The sequence below is a fragment of the Moorena sp. SIO1G6 genome (assembly GCF_010672795.1).
Classification (GTDB): domain Bacteria; phylum Cyanobacteriota; class Cyanobacteriia; order Cyanobacteriales; family Coleofasciculaceae; genus Moorena; species Moorena producens.
Window position 1 is genome coordinate 13,510 of the sequence record NZ_JAAHFZ010000053.1, and the last position, 16,490, is coordinate 29,999.

Annotated in this window: 14 protein-coding genes; 5 read left to right on the forward strand and 9 right to left on the reverse strand. The window is 44.3% G+C overall.

Annotation, left to right across the window (positions count from 1 at the left end):
• Window positions 1-111 precede the first annotated feature (111 nt).
• The 3 genes from F6K63_RS29435 to F6K63_RS29445 are packed head-to-tail and all read left to right on the forward strand — an operon-like array spanning window position 112 to window position 3,180.
• A complete protein-coding gene (locus F6K63_RS29435) occupies window positions 112-1,398 on the forward strand; it encodes a cysteate synthase (protein ID WP_008187905.1) in 1,287 nt (428 codons plus the stop codon).
• A 29-nt stretch (window positions 1,399-1,427) separates the two neighbouring features.
• Window positions 1,428-2,306 carry a TauD/TfdA dioxygenase family protein gene (locus F6K63_RS29440; RefSeq protein WP_287313920.1) on the forward strand — a complete coding sequence of 293 codons (879 nt, stop codon included), beginning with the start codon at window positions 1,428-1,430 and terminating at the stop codon, window positions 2,304-2,306.
• Window positions 2,287-3,180, forward strand: a complete 894-nt coding sequence (locus F6K63_RS29445) for a class I SAM-dependent methyltransferase (RefSeq protein WP_287313921.1) — start codon at window positions 2,287-2,289, stop codon at window positions 3,178-3,180. Before F6K63_RS29440 ends, F6K63_RS29445 begins: the two co-directional genes overlap by 20 nt.
• Window positions 3,181-3,238: 58 nt before the next feature.
• Here the strand turns inward: F6K63_RS29445 and F6K63_RS29450 are convergent, their stop codons facing one another.
• The 3 genes from F6K63_RS29450 to F6K63_RS29460 form a co-directional block, all read right to left on the reverse strand.
• The gene (locus tag F6K63_RS29450; protein ID WP_287254500.1) at window positions 3,239-3,901 is read right to left on the reverse strand and encodes a class I SAM-dependent methyltransferase; all 663 of its coding nucleotides are present in this window, start codon (window positions 3,899-3,901) and stop codon (window positions 3,239-3,241) included.
• A 531-nt stretch (window positions 3,902-4,432) separates the two neighbouring features.
• The gene (locus F6K63_RS29455; protein ID WP_287313922.1) at window positions 4,433-5,095 is read right to left on the reverse strand and encodes a class I SAM-dependent methyltransferase; all 663 of its coding nucleotides are present in this window, start codon (window positions 5,093-5,095) and stop codon (window positions 4,433-4,435) included.
• Between the two features lie 8 nt (window positions 5,096-5,103).
• Window positions 5,104-6,528 carry a pyridoxal phosphate-dependent decarboxylase family protein gene (locus tag F6K63_RS29460; RefSeq protein ID WP_287313923.1) on the reverse strand — a complete coding sequence of 475 codons (1,425 nt, stop codon included), beginning with the start codon at window positions 6,526-6,528 and terminating at the stop codon, window positions 5,104-5,106.
• Window positions 6,529-6,998: 470 nt separating this feature from the next.
• Here F6K63_RS29460 and proX (F6K63_RS29465) point away from each other — a divergent pair, with 470 nt between their 5' ends.
• A complete protein-coding gene (gene proX / locus F6K63_RS29465) occupies window positions 6,999-8,021 on the forward strand; it encodes a glycine betaine/L-proline ABC transporter substrate-binding protein ProX (RefSeq protein ID WP_161603190.1) in 1,023 nt (340 codons plus the stop codon).
• Between the two features lie 320 nt (window positions 8,022-8,341).
• Here proX (F6K63_RS29465) and F6K63_RS29470 read toward each other — a convergent pair whose 3' ends face one another.
• On the reverse strand, window positions 8,342-9,271 hold the full coding sequence (locus F6K63_RS29470; RefSeq protein WP_287313924.1) for a thermonuclease family protein: 930 nt from the start codon (window positions 9,269-9,271) through the stop codon (window positions 8,342-8,344).
• Window positions 9,272-9,756: 485 nt separating this feature from the next.
• Here F6K63_RS29470 and proX (F6K63_RS29475) point away from each other — a divergent pair, with 485 nt between their 5' ends.
• Window positions 9,757-10,779, forward strand: a complete 1,023-nt coding sequence (proX, locus tag F6K63_RS29475) for a glycine betaine/L-proline ABC transporter substrate-binding protein ProX (RefSeq protein ID WP_287313925.1) — start codon at window positions 9,757-9,759, stop codon at window positions 10,777-10,779.
• Between the two features lie 320 nt (window positions 10,780-11,099).
• On the opposite strand, the gene F6K63_RS29480 is transcribed toward proX (F6K63_RS29475), so the two are convergent.
• The 5 genes from F6K63_RS29480 to F6K63_RS29500 form a co-directional block, all read right to left on the reverse strand.
• The gene (locus F6K63_RS29480; protein ID WP_287313926.1) at window positions 11,100-12,029 is read right to left on the reverse strand and encodes a thermonuclease family protein; all 930 of its coding nucleotides are present in this window, start codon (window positions 12,027-12,029) and stop codon (window positions 11,100-11,102) included.
• Window positions 12,030-12,415: 386 nt separating this feature from the next.
• A complete protein-coding gene (locus F6K63_RS29485; protein ID WP_287313927.1) occupies window positions 12,416-13,075 on the reverse strand; it encodes a hypothetical protein in 660 nt (219 codons plus the stop codon).
• Between the two features lie 208 nt (window positions 13,076-13,283).
• Complete coding sequence (locus F6K63_RS29490; RefSeq protein ID WP_287313928.1) at window positions 13,284-14,924, reverse strand: M10 family metallopeptidase; 1,641 nt, start codon at window positions 14,922-14,924, stop codon at window positions 13,284-13,286.
• Window positions 14,925-15,254: 330 nt separating this feature from the next.
• Window positions 15,255-15,959: a helix-turn-helix domain-containing protein gene (locus F6K63_RS29495; RefSeq protein WP_287313929.1), complete on the reverse strand. Its 705-nt coding sequence runs from the start codon at window positions 15,957-15,959 to the stop codon at window positions 15,255-15,257.
• Between the two features lie 50 nt (window positions 15,960-16,009).
• Entirely contained in the window at window positions 16,010-16,198 is a 189-nt protein-coding gene (locus tag F6K63_RS29500; protein WP_287313930.1) for a hypothetical protein, read from the reverse strand.
• Window positions 16,199-16,490 lie beyond the last annotated feature (292 nt).

Consider the following 16,490-nt stretch of genomic DNA (forward strand, 5'->3'; position numbering starts at 1 on the left):
CGTTGGCGAATTAAATTCGCCACGGGTCGCACCGCTCCCGACTCCCGACTTCCAAATCGGACTATTTTTAACTACCTGTTATAATATTGCGGTAGCCAAGGACTAATCACAATGAAGTCTAAACTCAAATATATCCTGCGTTGCACGTTGTGTGGAAAAGACTATGAACCAGACCCTTTCCGCCTTTGCTGTGACGAAGAACATGAGCCATCCCTTCTGCGTGCTGTCTATCCTAACGAAAAGCTAGAAGTCAAAGAGAATCTCCCAGGTTTATTCCGATATATCGATTGGCTACCGGTTGATCGATACTTAGAGACAGAAGGTAAACCGATTACTTATCAAAGCAAAAATCTGGCTCACCATCTCGGATTAGATCATCTTTTCATTTGTTTCAATGGCTACTGGCCAGAGCGAGATGCTGATCTTTCTACTTGTTCGTTTAAAGAATTAGAAGCTTTCCCGATATTAGCTAGAATACCAGAGGATAACCCCAAAACCCTAGTCGTTGCTTCAGCTGGAAATACTGGCCGAGCGTTTGCTACGGTTTGCTCTAAGCTGAAGATTCCCTTTTGCTTGGTCATTCCAGAGCAAAATTTATCCGCCATCTGGTCAAAGGAGCCGTTTGATTCTTGTGTTCGTCTGATTGCTGTTGGTGGGAATAGTGACTACTCCGATGCCATTCGGATCGGAAAAATTATCAGTGAATTAGAGGGTTTCTTTCCGGAAGGAGGAGCTAAAAATGTAGCCAGACGGGATGGCATGGGGCTAACCGTTGTGGATGCTACAGTAACCATTGGGGAAATTCCTGATCACTATTTCCAAGCTGTGGGTTCCGGTACTGGTGGGATTTCAGCTTACGAAGCCAATCTCAGATTTTTAGCAGATGGCAGATTTGGCAACAAAAAAATCAAGCTTCACCTCTGTCAAAATATTCCTTTTACCCCCATGACCGATGCCTGGAAAGCAGGTAGTCGAGACATTACTGCTTTGAGCGAAATAGAAGCAAAAAAATCCATTAGTCAGGTTTCTGCAAAGGTACTTACCAACCGAAACCCGGCTTACTCTCTTGCAGGAGGACTTTATGAAGCATTGGCTGATACTGAGGGAGAAATGTATGGTGTGACTAATGACGAATCAGAGAAAGCAAGAATTTTATTTGAAAAATTGGAAGGAATAGATGTTAGTCCTGCTGCCGGTGTTGCTACTGGTGCTTTAATTCAAGCAGTTGAAGCGGGTAAAATAGGGAAAAAGGACACCATTGTGCTCAATATTACTAGTGCAGGCTACAAACGGATGCGCCAAGATTATCCGTTACACTACCTCAAACCTGATTTAGTTTTTAAACCTGAAGAGATTGAGCCGGATATTCTGGAACAGAGAATTACCAGTGTATCATAACGGTTTACCAGTTAAACAGTTCAATATCCATGAAAACCTTATCCACTCTTGCAGTCCATCAACTCAAACCCTTTGGGGTGAAGCTGACGAACGTTGATCTTAATTCCCCAGAACAATGCGATCGCATTCGAGAGCTGCTCTACGAAAATGGGGTAGTGATCATCCCTCCTGACGGAGGCAGTTTCGGTGATCAACCAATCCAAGCTGATGCAAGTCTGTTAAAGTTGGCGGGGCTTTTCGGGAAGATCGAGAACTACCACCCAGTAAACGCACCCAAAGACAGCACTGGCAAGGTGCAAATTCTGGAAACCATGGGTGACACGGGGATTCCAGCGGATTCCTTCCTATTCCACTCAGATATGAGTTGGCGAATGAACCCATCCCGGGCCAGCGTATTATGTGGGTTTATCCTGCCTCCCAGTGGTGGCAATACCTGCTTCCAAAATGCTAACCAAATGTACCGCAATCTCTCACCAGAACTAAGGGAGCAGTTGCATGGTATCAGCGCTCTCCACTCTCTCCAGAAGGGTTATGCCCGGGTCAACCGACCGGATGATGTGACTAATGACGTGCAGGCTATTCATCCGGCAGTGATTAAGCATCCCGACACAGGTGTGCCACTGCTCTATCTGAACTCAAATTTCACGGTGTCCTTGGTAGGAATGTCGGAAGAGGAGAGTACGGAACTTTTGAACCGCGTCTTTGAGCAAGCCAACCGTCCAGACCAGGTTCTTTGCCATTCCTGGACTAAGGGGGATGTGGTGATCTGGGACAACTTTGGAGTGCAGCACCTGGCTAGGGCAGACTACCTTGGCCTGCGCCGAATGCACCGGGTGGTGGCCCACGACCCCGATCTGCGGACAGAGCGTTATGTAGGGGAAACAGGGGATGCCAAGGAAACCATATAATATCGAGCACTACCTGAAGCAAGATGACAATCAGGCTGGTTACGGCGACAACAATTCAGACCAGTCAGCGGCCCAATACAACCAAGCACGCAGCCCCTTTGGGGTAAAAGAGATCTTGGGATTTGTCCGGCCAGGAGATATGGTGTTAGACGCTGGCTGCGGCACAGGGCAGCACGCACGATACCTTGCTGAGGTGGCGAGTAAAGTTGTGGGAATTGACACAGATTCCGCGCGGATTGCGATCGCCAAAGAACATTGTCAAGACTTGGACAATGCCAGCTTTGAGGTGGGTTCTGTCACCAAGCTTCCTTTTGAAGACGGTTCCTTTGACCTAGTGCTGTTGGCCCAAGTGCTACACCACCTTGGAGGGGAAGACGTCCATTCAGCATCTTTAACGGAGCAATGTGAGCAGGCGATCGGGGAAGCCAAACGAGTGCTGAAACCTAGTGGACGACTTGTAATTGTCACGACTAGCCGAGAGCAGCGTCGTAAAGCTTACTGGCATTTTAACCTATTTCCAGAATCAGCGTGGGAGCGTCTGGATTCTGTCTGGTCCCTGACCGAGGGTCTTTGGTTCACATCGCTGATGGAGAAAATGGGGTTCACCATGACTGGTAATGTAACCCCAGCGGAATCCCACTGGATTGAAGCCCAGGATGAACAGATGGTGAGGCTTAGCCTCGACCCTGGTTGGCGGTCAACAGATGTGGCATTTGCGTTGCTGACACCTGCTGAAATGAGCCAGTTTGTGGCTCAGGTCGAAGCGGTGCTAGGGGATGGCTCTGCAAAGGAGCTAATCAATGGAGCGATTGCGGGGCGTGCTTCCCATGGGGAGGCTACGGTATATGCCTATGACCTTAAATCTGACCTTTAAAGCCCTGTTGTGATTGTTGATATTTTCCTCAAGGTGGGGAAAATATCATTCAGTCAAGTTATTTTTTAGTTCCTTCGATCATCACACCAACAAAGCCCAAATCATGAGTTTCCATAGAAAATCCTACTGATTCAAGCAATTCCTGAAAATAGCTGAAAGGATAAGCATTAGGAAAATGGGAACCCCGTTCTAAAATCACTTGATTGCCATTGATCCTTTCTACTTTTAAACCGGTTTTAGCATAAAAGCGTAAGCGCTCATCCATGACTTCTTGAGCACATTTAAAAGTCGAAATAAATATCTTTTTGTCTACTAATTTTTCGAGATTATCGAAAATAATTTCATGAACTTCTTGAGGAATATTGCCGATGGTATTCCATCCCAGTAAAGCATGAGTAAACCTTTCTTGAACCAGAGTAGGTAAATGTTCCGCTCTTCCGAGAATGACTTTTACATTATCAAAAGTTGCAGTTGATTCTTTAGCTATGTTTACCAGTTGTTCGGCAAAATCAATTCCTGTGATCTTGCCGACAAGGGGGGCAAGATGACGAAGATAACGTCCCTCACCACATCCTACCTCCAGAACACTATCCACCCCTTCAAAGGTTCTCTTGATAAATTCTTCTTCTAACTTCTGATACTCCCTGACTCCTTCCGTCTCATTTTGAGGATCGAGCAAAGTCAATCCGATCCCTTCGTAAAAGTCTTTGCTATCTTTCATGATGTCTTCTATCCTTTAACAGCTTCACCTAGTGTACCAGCATGAAGAGTTTACCAGCATGAATGAAATTATGCAAAAACTTTTCTAGATCGGCTTTTTGCAGTTCAGGGTTAGCCAGCATTAACCGAATCATCACCTGACCTTGATAATAAGCATAGTTGACAAAAGCTGTGCCAGAATGAGATAATCGGTTGCGTATGTCTAGATTAAGCTGGTCTAATCTAGATTATCTTAAATCTGAACTTTAAACCCCTGTTGTGATTGTTGAGATGTAAGCTAATGCGCTACGCGCACGCTACTTGAAGTGCCGTCAGCTATCAGCTATCAGCTAATGCGCTACGCGCACGCGATCGCGTTCAGCTAGCAGGTGCTTTAACTACACGGGGTCGGATGAATAAAACGAGCAGGGATTTTCAACCAGCCGTACTAGCACTCCCCAGCTTGTTTACTACTTCCCGTTGATTAGCTGACCGCTGACAGCTGATAGCTGTTCGCGCAGCGTGCGCTTCGCGCATTAGCTGACCAGTTAAGTTATTTTTTAGTTCCTTCAATCATCACACCAACCCAGCCCAAATCATGAGTTTCCATAGAAAATCCTGCTGATTCAAGCAACTCCTGGAAATAGCTGAAAGGATAAGCATTAGCATGATGCAATCCCCCTTCTAAAATCACTTGATTGCCATCGATACTTTCTACCTTAAAACCTGTTTTATCATAATAGCGTAAGCGCTCATCCATGACTTCTTGGTTAGATTTAAACGTAGATATAAATACCTTTTTATCTACTACTTTTGCCAGGTTATCGAAAATAGCTTGATGAAGTTGTTGAGGAATATTTCCAATGGTATTCCATGCCAATAATCCGTAAGTAAACGTTTCTTGAACCAGAGTTGTTAAATGTTCTGCTCTTCCGGCTAAAATGGTGACATTATTAAAGGTAGAAGTGGAGTCTTTAGCTAAGGCTACAAGCTGTTCTGAAAAATCAATTCCTGTAATCTTTCCTACAATAGGGGCAAGCTTACGAACATAACGTCCCTCACCACATCCTACATCCAGAACACTATCCACTCCTTCAAAGGTTTTCAGTATAAAGTCATCCTCTAACTCCATATACTCCCTGATTCCTTCCGTCTGATTTTGAGGATCCATAAACTTTAATCCCATCCCTTCGTAAAAGTCTTTGCTATCCTTCATTAGTTTTTCTATCCTTTAACACTTTCAACTAGTTTACCAGCATTAAGTAAATTATGGAAAAACGTTTCTAAATCAGTTTTTTGCAGTTCAGGGTTAGCCAGGATTAACCGAATCATAACCAGACCTTGATAATGAGCATAGTTGACAAAAGCTGTTCCAGAATGAAATAATCGGTTGCGTATGTCTAGATTCAGCTGGTCTAACCCAGTAGCGTCAAGCTGTTTATCTTTGGGGATATAACGGAAACAAATATTCAAAAATTGTGGTTCAGCGATTAATTCTAAATTATCGCAACGGCGGATATACTCGGTGGCATAATTAGCTAGGTCAAATAAATGATTGACCAGCTGCTCATAACCTTTTTTACCATAGTATTTCCAACACAGCCATAGTTTTAGGGCATCTACTCTCCGACCACATTGTAACGACTTAGTTCCCAAATTATATAAATCATTTTCATCATCATGGAATAGATAATCCGTACCTCCCCCAGAGCAAGCTTCTGACAATAGTCCTTTTTGTTTCACTAAAATAGCGGAACAAATTAAAGGAACTCCCATTAACTTATGAGCATCCCAAGTAAACGAATCAACTAACTCACTTCCTGCTAACAAATGCTGGTGTTTTTCACTAAATAAAACCGGCCCACCCCAAGCCGCATCGACGTGTAGCCACAAGCCATATTTCCTAGTAATTTCGGCAAGGGTCGGTAATGGATCGAAGGCTCCTAAAACAGTTGTTCCCGCAGTTGCACCCACAAAGAACGGTGTTTTATCTTCTGACAAGCTCTGTTGAATGGCAGCTTCTAGTGCTGCGGGAATCATTTTGCCATCAACACCAGACTTAACCTTGACTAAATTTTTGATGCCAATCCCTAACAAATTAGCAGCTTTTAAATAGGAATAATGAGCTTGATCGGAAACAAAGGCGACTAACTGATGATGACCCAATCCGTGCAATTTAGCGTCCGGTAAAACTTGATGTCGTCCACAAAGCATGCCGATCAGATTAGCATTACTTCCTCCAGTTACCATCAACCCTTCACCTGAATTAAACCCCACTAAACTGGTCAATTTTTTAATCAATTCTATTTCCATCAGGGTGGCTACGGGGGCGACATCATAGGTGTGCATGGTAGTATTCGTGGCACTGGTAACCATCTCGGCTATGATTCCCGGAATACTAGACCCACTAAAAAGTAGATTAAAAAATTGAGTGCTACCGGTTCTAACGCTATAGTTCAGGTAAGATTCTACTATAGGAATTAACGCTTCTAAAGCGACTCCCTCATCGGGTAAGGTTAAATCGAGTTTTTCCTTAAGATCATTAGCGGTTTGATAATTAACGACGTTGGAATCCGGTTCCAAATTACCGTCTAAATAGTTGAGAATTATGGCAAGGGTTTTAGTCAGGGTTGTTTCTGTATCTTTCATAGGGAGTCGGGAGTGGGCAGTAGGGAGTAGTGGTTGGAAAAATTGACTCTATATTTATTATTGATTTTTACTATTAAAAACGCTATAAATGGATATATTATCGACGGTTATACTAGACTTTATTGTAAAAGTAACGAGCGGCAATGATATCATCATATCAGTTTTTTTATATTAAATCAAGCGAAAAAAAAATTAATTATTCTGTAAGGATTTAGCTATCAGCTATCAGCATTCAGCTTTGTGCTAAGGCTCACGGCTGAATGCTTACATAGTATTTTGGTTTATATCATGTCAGGATACCCTTAATTAAAATTTCCCCCATCTCCCCATCTCCCCATCTCCCCATCTCCCCATCTCCCCATCTCCCCATCTCCCCACCCTGCTACTCCCTACTCCCTAGCTCCATTAAAAACTGCTATAGTTATGACTAACGGTAAGACTTGGTGATAAAAACCCTGGGAGAGGATTTAATGAAACGACAAGTGAGACAACTTACCTTAGGAATGACTCTGATCGCTTTGTTGCTCGGGTCAGTTGCCTGTGAGTCAACCTCCTCTGTAAAAAAAACTAAAGTTCGTTCTGCCCATAGTAACTGGGTCGAGGAACAGTTTCAAACCCAAATCGTCAATATTGGTCTGGAAAAACTTGGTTATGAAATCGAAGAACCGAAAGAAATAACCTATCCGGTTATTTATGTGTCTGTGGCTAATGGCGACCTAGATTATAGTACTATCAACTATGAAATATCACATCTAGAATTCTTTAAAAATGCTGGGGGTACCAAAAAAATAGAGCGAGTTGGAGTTATTACTCCTGATGTGATACAAGGCTATCAAATCGATAAAAAAACGGCTGAGAAATATAACATTACTAACCTGGAACAATTTAAAGATCCAAAGATTGCGAAACTATTTGATACAGACGGCAATGGTAAAGCTAATTTAATCGGTTGTGATCCTGGTTGGTTTTGCGAAGTGATAATCGATCATCACCTCAAAGCTTACGGATTAGAAGATACCGTTGAACACACTAGAGGACAATACATTGTGCTACTCGCCGATCTTATGACTCGCTACAAACAAGGGGAAAGCGTTATTTACTATGCTCAGAATCCTCACTGGATATCTACAATATTAAAACCCGATCAAGATATAATTTGGTTAGAAGTTCCCTTTACCTCTCTTCCTGAATCCCAGAAAGATCTAACTGAAAAAGACACCTCTGTAGACGGAAAAAATCTGGGATTTACTGTCGATCGTCAGCGTATTGTTGCTAACAAGAAATTTTTGGCAGCTAACCCAGTTGCCAAACGTTGGTTTGAACTGGTTCAAATTCCGGTTGAGGACATTAACGTTGAAAGCCTAAAGATCAAAGAGGGTGAGAGCAGTCCAGAAGATATCCGTCGCCATGCTAAAGAGTGGGTTGAGAAGAATCAAGAGTTGTTTGATAACTGGATAGAAGAAGCAAAAAAGGCAGGAGGGGATTCTATTTAAAGTGAAGAGGCAATAGGCAAGAGGGAATAGGGAGTAGGGAATAGGGAGTAGGAAGTAGGGAAAAATTTTGTGTACTTAATAGCTATTAAAAACGCTAGATAATTTAAATTACATCTAAGCATTCAGCCGTGAGCTTTTAGCTCACCCTACGCGAACAGCTGTCAGCCTAATCCTTAAAATAAACCTCGTTCGCGTAGCGTGCGTGGCACAGGCTAGAAGCCTGTGAAGTAGCGCATTAGCTGTTCGCGTAGCGTGCGTGGCACAGGCTAGAAGCCTGTGAAGTAGCGCATTAGCTAATACCTGAATGCTTACTAGCAATGTTACTGTCCAGGAGGGAAATCAGCTAGTTGCTTAGCATCCGTGATCACGATTTGAGGCTTGCCATCCTGATTGGGAGGATAAAGACTAGCAGTTCCAGACACATACACATAGCCTCGACCCGATTTGGCATAGCGGGTTTCAATTAGTCGCAAGATGGTTTGAGCTGCTTCGGAATCCCGATCCGGAATCCAAAGATTAAACCGGTGAAATTTTGACCCAGCGTAGATCAGAGCACCATTACCAGGCCATTTATTAATCCCTCCTTGCAGGTCACACAATACCGTCATTTTGTTGCCAGCTTTAGCCGCTGCTACGATCTGATCGTAGTTTAGACGCACCGATAGCACCCCAGTTTGACTGCCTGCGTAACGGTAGTCTTGTACCACCTGGTTTCGTAGATGCCACCAAGGAATCAGCGTGGTATAGTCTCTGCGATTTCCACCCGCATTGGTGGCTGGATCCCAAATGCCTATCCCTTTGGCTTGAGCCTCCGCCTCCGCCTCCATAAACTCGCGGTGATAGAGGCGCGACGAGCCATATTTTACAAAATAAGGGCTCCAGCCTTCCCGCACAATGCGCACATTAAAATTCTCCTGCTCTCCGGCTTTGTAGATATAACAGAGCAATCGCCCATAATTGCCCCGATGTTTCACCAGGCAAACCTCCACCGGATCGTTGGTGTCGAATTCAAGATCCACCCATACATCCTGATTGGGTATCCCTTGCTCGTTTGTCCCGAAATACTCCTTCGCCCATTTTGAGGCCAGGATGCCAGCGTTGGTTATCGGTTTACTGCCAGCGCGCTGACTTTCCTCTGTGTCAAGACAAACAAACCGAATTGATTCTTGCTCATTATCCAAGAGTATCTTGATTGTGTCACCGTCAACAACTTTGATCAGTTTGAGATTTTTGATGACTGTACCTTTCATTAGCTCTCCTCTTTGTTGGTCAACCATGAAATGAGGGATTAGAATTGCTTGTTGTTTGAGGTGCAGCGCCAGAATATATAATGGGTGTGAGATAACTGTTTTTCTGACCTTTCCTATAGGATATCATGTTTTTGCAAATCTAATTCGGTCAGTGGAGTTTCATCTCCAGTTTGATGCTGGTTAAGGCTCCTTTATTAGGGAGCAGGGAGCAGAGAGCAGGGAGCAGGGAAAAAATTTTGTGTACTTCATAGGTATTAAAGACGCTAGATAAGTAAAATTACACCTAAATATAAGAATATAAGTAGAGTTTAGGACATAGTATTTTGGTTTATCTCATGTCAGAATACCTTTACTTAAAATCTCCCCATCTCCCCATCTCCCCATCTCCCCATCTCCCCACCCTCCCTACTCCCTACCCCATTGAAAACTGCTATAGTTATGATTGACGGTAAGACTTGGTGATAAAAACCCTGGGAGAGGATTTAATGAAACGACAATTGAGACAACTTACCTTAGGAATGACTCTGATCGCTTGCTTAATGGGTTCAATTGCCTGTGAGTCAACCTCCTCTGGAAAAAAAACTAAAGTTCGTTCTGCCCATAGTAACTGGATCGAGGAACAGTTTCAAACCGAGATAGTCAATATTGGTTTGGAAAAACTTGGTTATGAAATCGACAAACCGAAGGAAATTGACTATCCTATTATTTATGTGTCTGTCGCTAATGGCGACCTAGATTATAGTACTATCAACTATGAAAAATCACATATAGAATTCTTTGAAAATGCTGGGGGTAGCAAAAAGTTAGAGCGAGTTGGAGTGCTTACTCCTGATGGGGTACAAGGCTATCAGATCGATAAAAAAACGGCTGAGAAATATAACATTACTAACCTGCAACAATTTAAAGACCCAAAGATTGCAAAACTATTTGATACAGACGGCAATGGGAAAGCTAATTTAATCGGTTGTAATCCTGGTTGGTTTTGCGAAGTGGTAATCGATCATCACCTCAAAGCTTACGGACTAGAAGATACCGTTGAACACATTAGAGGACAATACATTGTGCTACTCGCCGATGTTATGACTCGCTACAAGCAAGGGGAAAGCGTTATGTACTATACTTATCAACCTCACTGGATATCTACAATATTAAAACCCGATCAAGATATAATTTGGTTAGAAGTTCCCTTTACTTCTCTTCCTGAATCCCAGAAAGGTCTAACTGAAAAAGACACCTCTGTAGACGGAAAAAATCTGGGATTTACTGTCGATCGCCAGCGCATTGTTGCTAACAAGAAATTTTTGGCAGCTAACCCAGTTGCCAAACGTTGGTTTGAACTGGTTCAAATTCCGGCTGAGGACATTAATGTTGAAAGCCTAAAGATCAAAGAGGGTGAGAGCAGTCCAGAAGATATCCGTCGCCATGCCAAAGAATGGGTGGAAAATCGTCAAGAGTTGTTTGATAGCTGGGTAGAAGAAGCAAAAAAGGCAGGAGGGGATTCTATTTAAAGTGAAGAGGCAATAGGCAAGAGGGAATAGGGAGTAGGGAATAGGGAGTAGGAAGTAGGGAAAAATTTTGTGTACTTAATAGCTATTAAAAACGCTAGATAATTTAAATTACATCTAAGCATTCAGCCGTGAGCTTTTAGCTCACCCTACGCGAACAGCTGTCAGCCTAATCCTTAAAATAAACCTCGTTCGCGTAGCGTGCGTGGCACAGGCTAGAAGCCTGTGAAGTAGCGCATTAGCTGTTCGCGTAGCGTGCGTGGCACAGGCTAGAAGCCTGTGAAGTAGCGCATTAGCTAATACCTGAATGCTTACTAGCAATGTTACTGTCCAGGAGGGAAATCAGCTAGTTGCTTAGCATCCGTGATCACGATTTGAGGCTTGCCATCCTGATTGGGAGGATAAAGACTAGCAGTTCCAGACACATACACATAGCCTCGACCCGATTTGGCATAGCGGGTTTCAATTAGTCGCAAGATGGTTTGAGCTGCTTCGGAATCCCGATCCGGAATCCAAAGATTAAACCGGTGAAATTTTGACCCAGCGTAGATCAGAGCACCATTACCAGGCCATTTATTAATCCCTCCTTGCAGGTCACACAATACCGTCATTTTGTTGCCAGCTTTAGCCGCTGCTACGATCTGATCGTAGTTTAGACGCACCGATAGCACCCCAGTTTGACTGCCTGCGTAACGGTAGTCTTGTACCACCTGGTTTCGTAGATGCCACCAAGGAATCAGCGTGGTATAGTCTCTGCGATTTCCACCCGCATTGGTGGCTGGATCCCAAATGCCTATCCCTTTGGCTTGAGCCTCCGCCTCCGCCTCCATAAACTCGCGGTGATAGAGGCGCGACGAGCCATATTTTACAAAATAAGGGCTCCAGCCTTCCCGCACAATGCGCACATTAAAATTCTCCTGCTCTCCGGCTTTGTAGATATAACAGAGCAATCGCCCATAATTGCCGCGATGTTTGACCAGGCAAACCTCCACCGGATCGTTGGTGTCGAATTCAAGATCTACCCATACATCCTGATTGGGTATCCCTTGCTCGTTTGCCCCGAAATACTCCTTCGCCCATTTTGAGGCCAGGATGCCAGCGTTGGTTATCGGTTTACTCCCACCGCGCTGACTTTCCTCTGTGTCAAGACAAACAAACCGAATTGATTCTTGCTCATTATCCAAGAGTATCTTGATGGTGTCACCGTCAACAACTTTGATCAGTTTGAGATTTTTGATGACTGTACCTTTCATGAGCTCTCCTCTTTGTTCGTTAACAATGGAATGAGGCATTAGAATTGCTGGTTTTTTGAGGTGCAGCGCCCGGTCTAATGGGGTGCATCTCAATAATTGTAAAAAAGAAGGGCAAGTGTGGTAATTTTGGTTATTTTATTAGCAATTTTGCCTAATTGCAAAAGCGAGATGCCCCAGATATAATCGATGTTGATAAAGAATGAAGAATGAAGAATGAAGAATGAAGAATGAAGAATGAAGAATGAAGAATGAAGAATGAAGAATGAAGAATGAAGAATTACCAATTCTCAATTCTCAATTCTCAATTCTCAATTCTCAATTCTCAATTCTTCATTCCTATAGCTGTTATTCTCACCTTTCCAATAGTAAATCACATTTTTGTCAACCTACTTGCTATTCAGTTGACAAGACCAAGAAGCATGGTATGTGTATTTTGGTATGTTTTCTGCTTCAACCTGCAACAGATTGTCCTGTGGTAATATAGCTGCGAAAGGTGCTGTTTGTTCGCACACTCGAAGCAAGCTTGCTTCGAGGTAATCTAGCTTGCCCTTGGCATTATAAACAGCCTTTTTAACTTTCAGCTTACCTTTTCCCCATGTCTGGCATCCTAACTGGCCATGAGAAGGGTCTGAATATAATTGCCGTGAGTAAGTTATCACCTCTTCCACGGGTGTTGTTCCACCTGGTCGAACCCTATAGGTTCCTGGGATTAATTTCTTGCCTGGCAACGACAGTTGAATCTCCGCAACATTGCCTCTGGCTGGTGCATTTGCTCCCCCCTGAAGACAAGCTCTAGTCGCGTCTGATTGGCATTGCTGTTCAGGTATGCTGGAAACCTGAAACAGATATTTGATAGTATTACCCTGATTGATCAGAGTAATATCGAAAGCCCCGTTATTATCGTGAGTGATAGACTCGGCATAGTTATCTGGATTGGTGAAGACCGAAGAGGGAAAGTCCACATGGGCTTCAAAATTAAATTTTTCTGCATAAAAATGAACTATCTCATTGTCACTCTTGGACTGAAATCCTTGTTGACCAGTCATTTGCTTTTCGTGGTTTAGGTATGGAACTCTTGCTTGAGAAAACGGCTTTGAAACAGCTAATAAAGTAGCTCCAAAAGCTGTAGCACCAAAAACAACTATGAAATAATAGCTTTTAAACCATCGATTCTTTCTCAAAACTCCTACCTCCCGACGGGGTTAGTCTACCACTCGATAAGTTAGCTGACACCAGTTTCTCGACCACATACCCCTAGACGAAGATAAAATCACGGGATATGGACACGTTGGTCGTATCATGGACGATACCGATGGCATCACCTTGGTAACTGATGGTAGTGTCTAAGAGGCCAGTACCACTATAAGACAGAGAGTAGCTACTGGCACTGCCAAAGACTCTGATGCGATCGCCTTCATTCGAGTTGAAGTCAAGAATGTTAGCACTACCAAGACCTCGATAGTAAGCCTCATAGGAGTCACCCAAGACAAAGATATCTGCTCCGGCATTACCAGTCAGATTATCAAATTCACCCATACCAGAATAGAAGACACTAGGATTCGAACCTGTTAAGACATCATCCCCTGACCCGCCAAGCAGTATGTCACTGTTTGCACCTCCAATAATTGTATCGTCACCGGAATATCCTTTTAGGGTGTCATTGCCAGCATCGCCGTAGTAGCGTTCGTTGCCAGTATACCCGTAAATGGAGTCATTACCATTGCCGCCGTAAAAAGTGTCGTTGCCCAAGGAGGTAATATTAACGTAATCGTTACCATCACCGAGATAGAGCAAGTCATCACCATTCCCACCATCAAGGGTATCATTGCCCCCATAGCCGTAGAGGGTGTCATTTCCAGAATTTCCCCGCAGCTGATTATTAGCGCTGTTACCATAGATGCGGTCATTCCCTGAGCCACCATAGGCATTCTCAATCAGCGAGCGGCTATCGCCCTGGTATTGAAGGGCATTGAAGACATGGCCACGGGCATAATGACCACGGCCTAGATAGGCTTGCTGGAAGTGCCCCCCGCTGGTATCAAGGTTAGACCAACCACCTGGACTCAGGTCGATGGATAGATTAGTGGTGTAGTTAGAGAAGTTGTAGGTATCATTCCCATTACCATCCCAGATCGTCCGGAAGATGCGGTTAGCACCAGGTGTGCCTTGCCCGACACCATTGACAAACATCTCCCCGGTAGTGGTTGAGAATGTATAAGTGGTGTTGGTAGCATTGTAGCCAAACCATGCACCGTACATATGTTGGATCGCTGCAATGTCATACATCATTAGCGACTGTGCATATCCCCAGCGCTCGTTTGTATATCCCCCCGTGCCTGGATGCCCCACATAGGAGCGGTAGGTCATAATCGAGAACTCCATGGAGTCGCGATCGGAGTTCATAGCGACATTACTAACACCACCAGTCTGATGACCGTGTTTCAGACCCAAGGCATGACCAAGTTCATGGCCAAAGCAGCGATAAGCATAGCTGCCAATGACCGGGTTATTGTAAGAGGTTCTGTTAAACCATGCATCGCCTGCTTGGACAGTGTTTGCAGGATAATAGGCGAAGGCGGTGCGCGGTACGTTAGACTCGGCCATACGAATGGTGGCATTGCGGTCATTGGCACCGGTCAGTTCAAACGGGCTGAGTAAAGAGACATTATAGAATTCTCCCCCTGGCCCGATCCATGCGCGAGCCACAGCTCGCTGGGTGGCGTTTAGGGTTTGGAAACTAGCTCCATGAGTGGCGCGGTCTGGATAACCGGACTCATAGTCATTGATGCTGTTAGGGAAGCTAAAGCTCAGTGAGCGAGAGGACCACTTAACCCCTTTCAGCAAACCATCAATGTTATTGTTGCCCGTTGCTGTTACAGTTGTTCTTGAGGGCATAATTTTCCTCCTTGATTGCTACCCCAGGGCTGTTTCATTCTCGACCATAAAATTCATGGTTGAGGGGCTCAAAGCACCTTAAGGTCACGCAAATCGCCGTTTTTTTCTACTATTGAGTTTAATAATAGAAAAACAGGAGCGAAACTGCTGCCACTCGGGAGGTTCAGTGAACCGAAAAATTGACAATGAAACAGCCCTGGATTGCTACCCCCCTTTCGGCTTCCTCCTGCATGGCAGCTAGTAATTGCTGAAGGATTTCTTGCTGATCTAGTTAACTCTATTTTTCCTCAGAATCAGCCTTGGAAACAATACGAAGATCCGCGTATAGGATTATGACGACTTTGCAACAAACGACTCTTTGAGTATCCCCAATTTTTCCAGAGCCACCATCACCGCACCCATGCGGGTTTGAACACCTAGTTTTTTGTAAAGCTTCTCCAAATGTTTCCGCACTGTTCCTTCACAGCAACCGAGTACTCTAGCAATTCCGGCATTGCTTTTATCCTTGGCAATCCAGAAAAGTACCTCCGCCTCACGTTTGGTCAGTCCGAGCAATTCTAGAGCAGCAATGGAGAACGAGGGCAGTTCTTGTTCCTCCAGCAGCAACAGATATTGCTCTGTGGGGAGATCAGGAATGAGACGGATGATCAACTGTCGTTCTGCTTGCTCTATGTGTAAGGGTAAGCAGGGGGACGGTCTATCACCGTTGAAAGTGAGTTGCGAAATCTGATACTTGAACCAATGTTGTAAGGGGTCTGGTAATGCCTGTGGGTCATGGGGTAAAGCATACTGCCTTAGTAGATGCTTTGCCTGTTCCGTCATCAACTGCACCTGCCCGTCCCTGGCCAAACTGATCACACACCCGTGATCCAACGCTTGCTTAAACTGTGTCACTATTTGCTGAATTTGGCTGCATTCAGGGGTATTCGCCTCGGCCTGCATCAGGTGAGGACGCAGTAAATTCAGGACACAGCGATCGCACTTTGTGAAATTTTGCCGATCGCAGCTCAATTGCACCCTTTGCTTGAGTTCCATAGGGCTCTTTTCCTATTCAAAAATCACACAACCTGCCGCTGGAAAAGTGTTCAACATCCCTTTGCCATGCCATGGCTCAACCGAGAGGGGCTGAGGGATCTCGGCAGCATCTGTCGAGTAAAGGCACTTGAGACCACCTGGTCTTTGGTGCAGTTCCTTGTCCCTCGTTCGGCTGAAGCATTGAAGCCAAAATCCGAAAAAGGGCTATGCTCAATGAGTTCAATCTTGAACTGTACCATTTGACCACTGGTACCTCCTTGGGGTTTAGCCGGTTCATAATCGATGGCTTCACTATTCCTTGACTGGTCAGTTAATTACACCTTACTTTTAAGTATAGCAATTTTCACTTGAGTGAGATACTTGGGTTCTGGGTTTTAGGGACTTCGGAGCAGGGAACAGGGACTTCGGAGCAGGGAAGAAAGAAGAGGAAAGTCGAAAGTGGGAAAAAATTCTGTGTACCTCATAACTATGAGAAACCCTATACATTACCATTTTTTTACCCTATTTAATTAATTAAGATTATGAAATAGC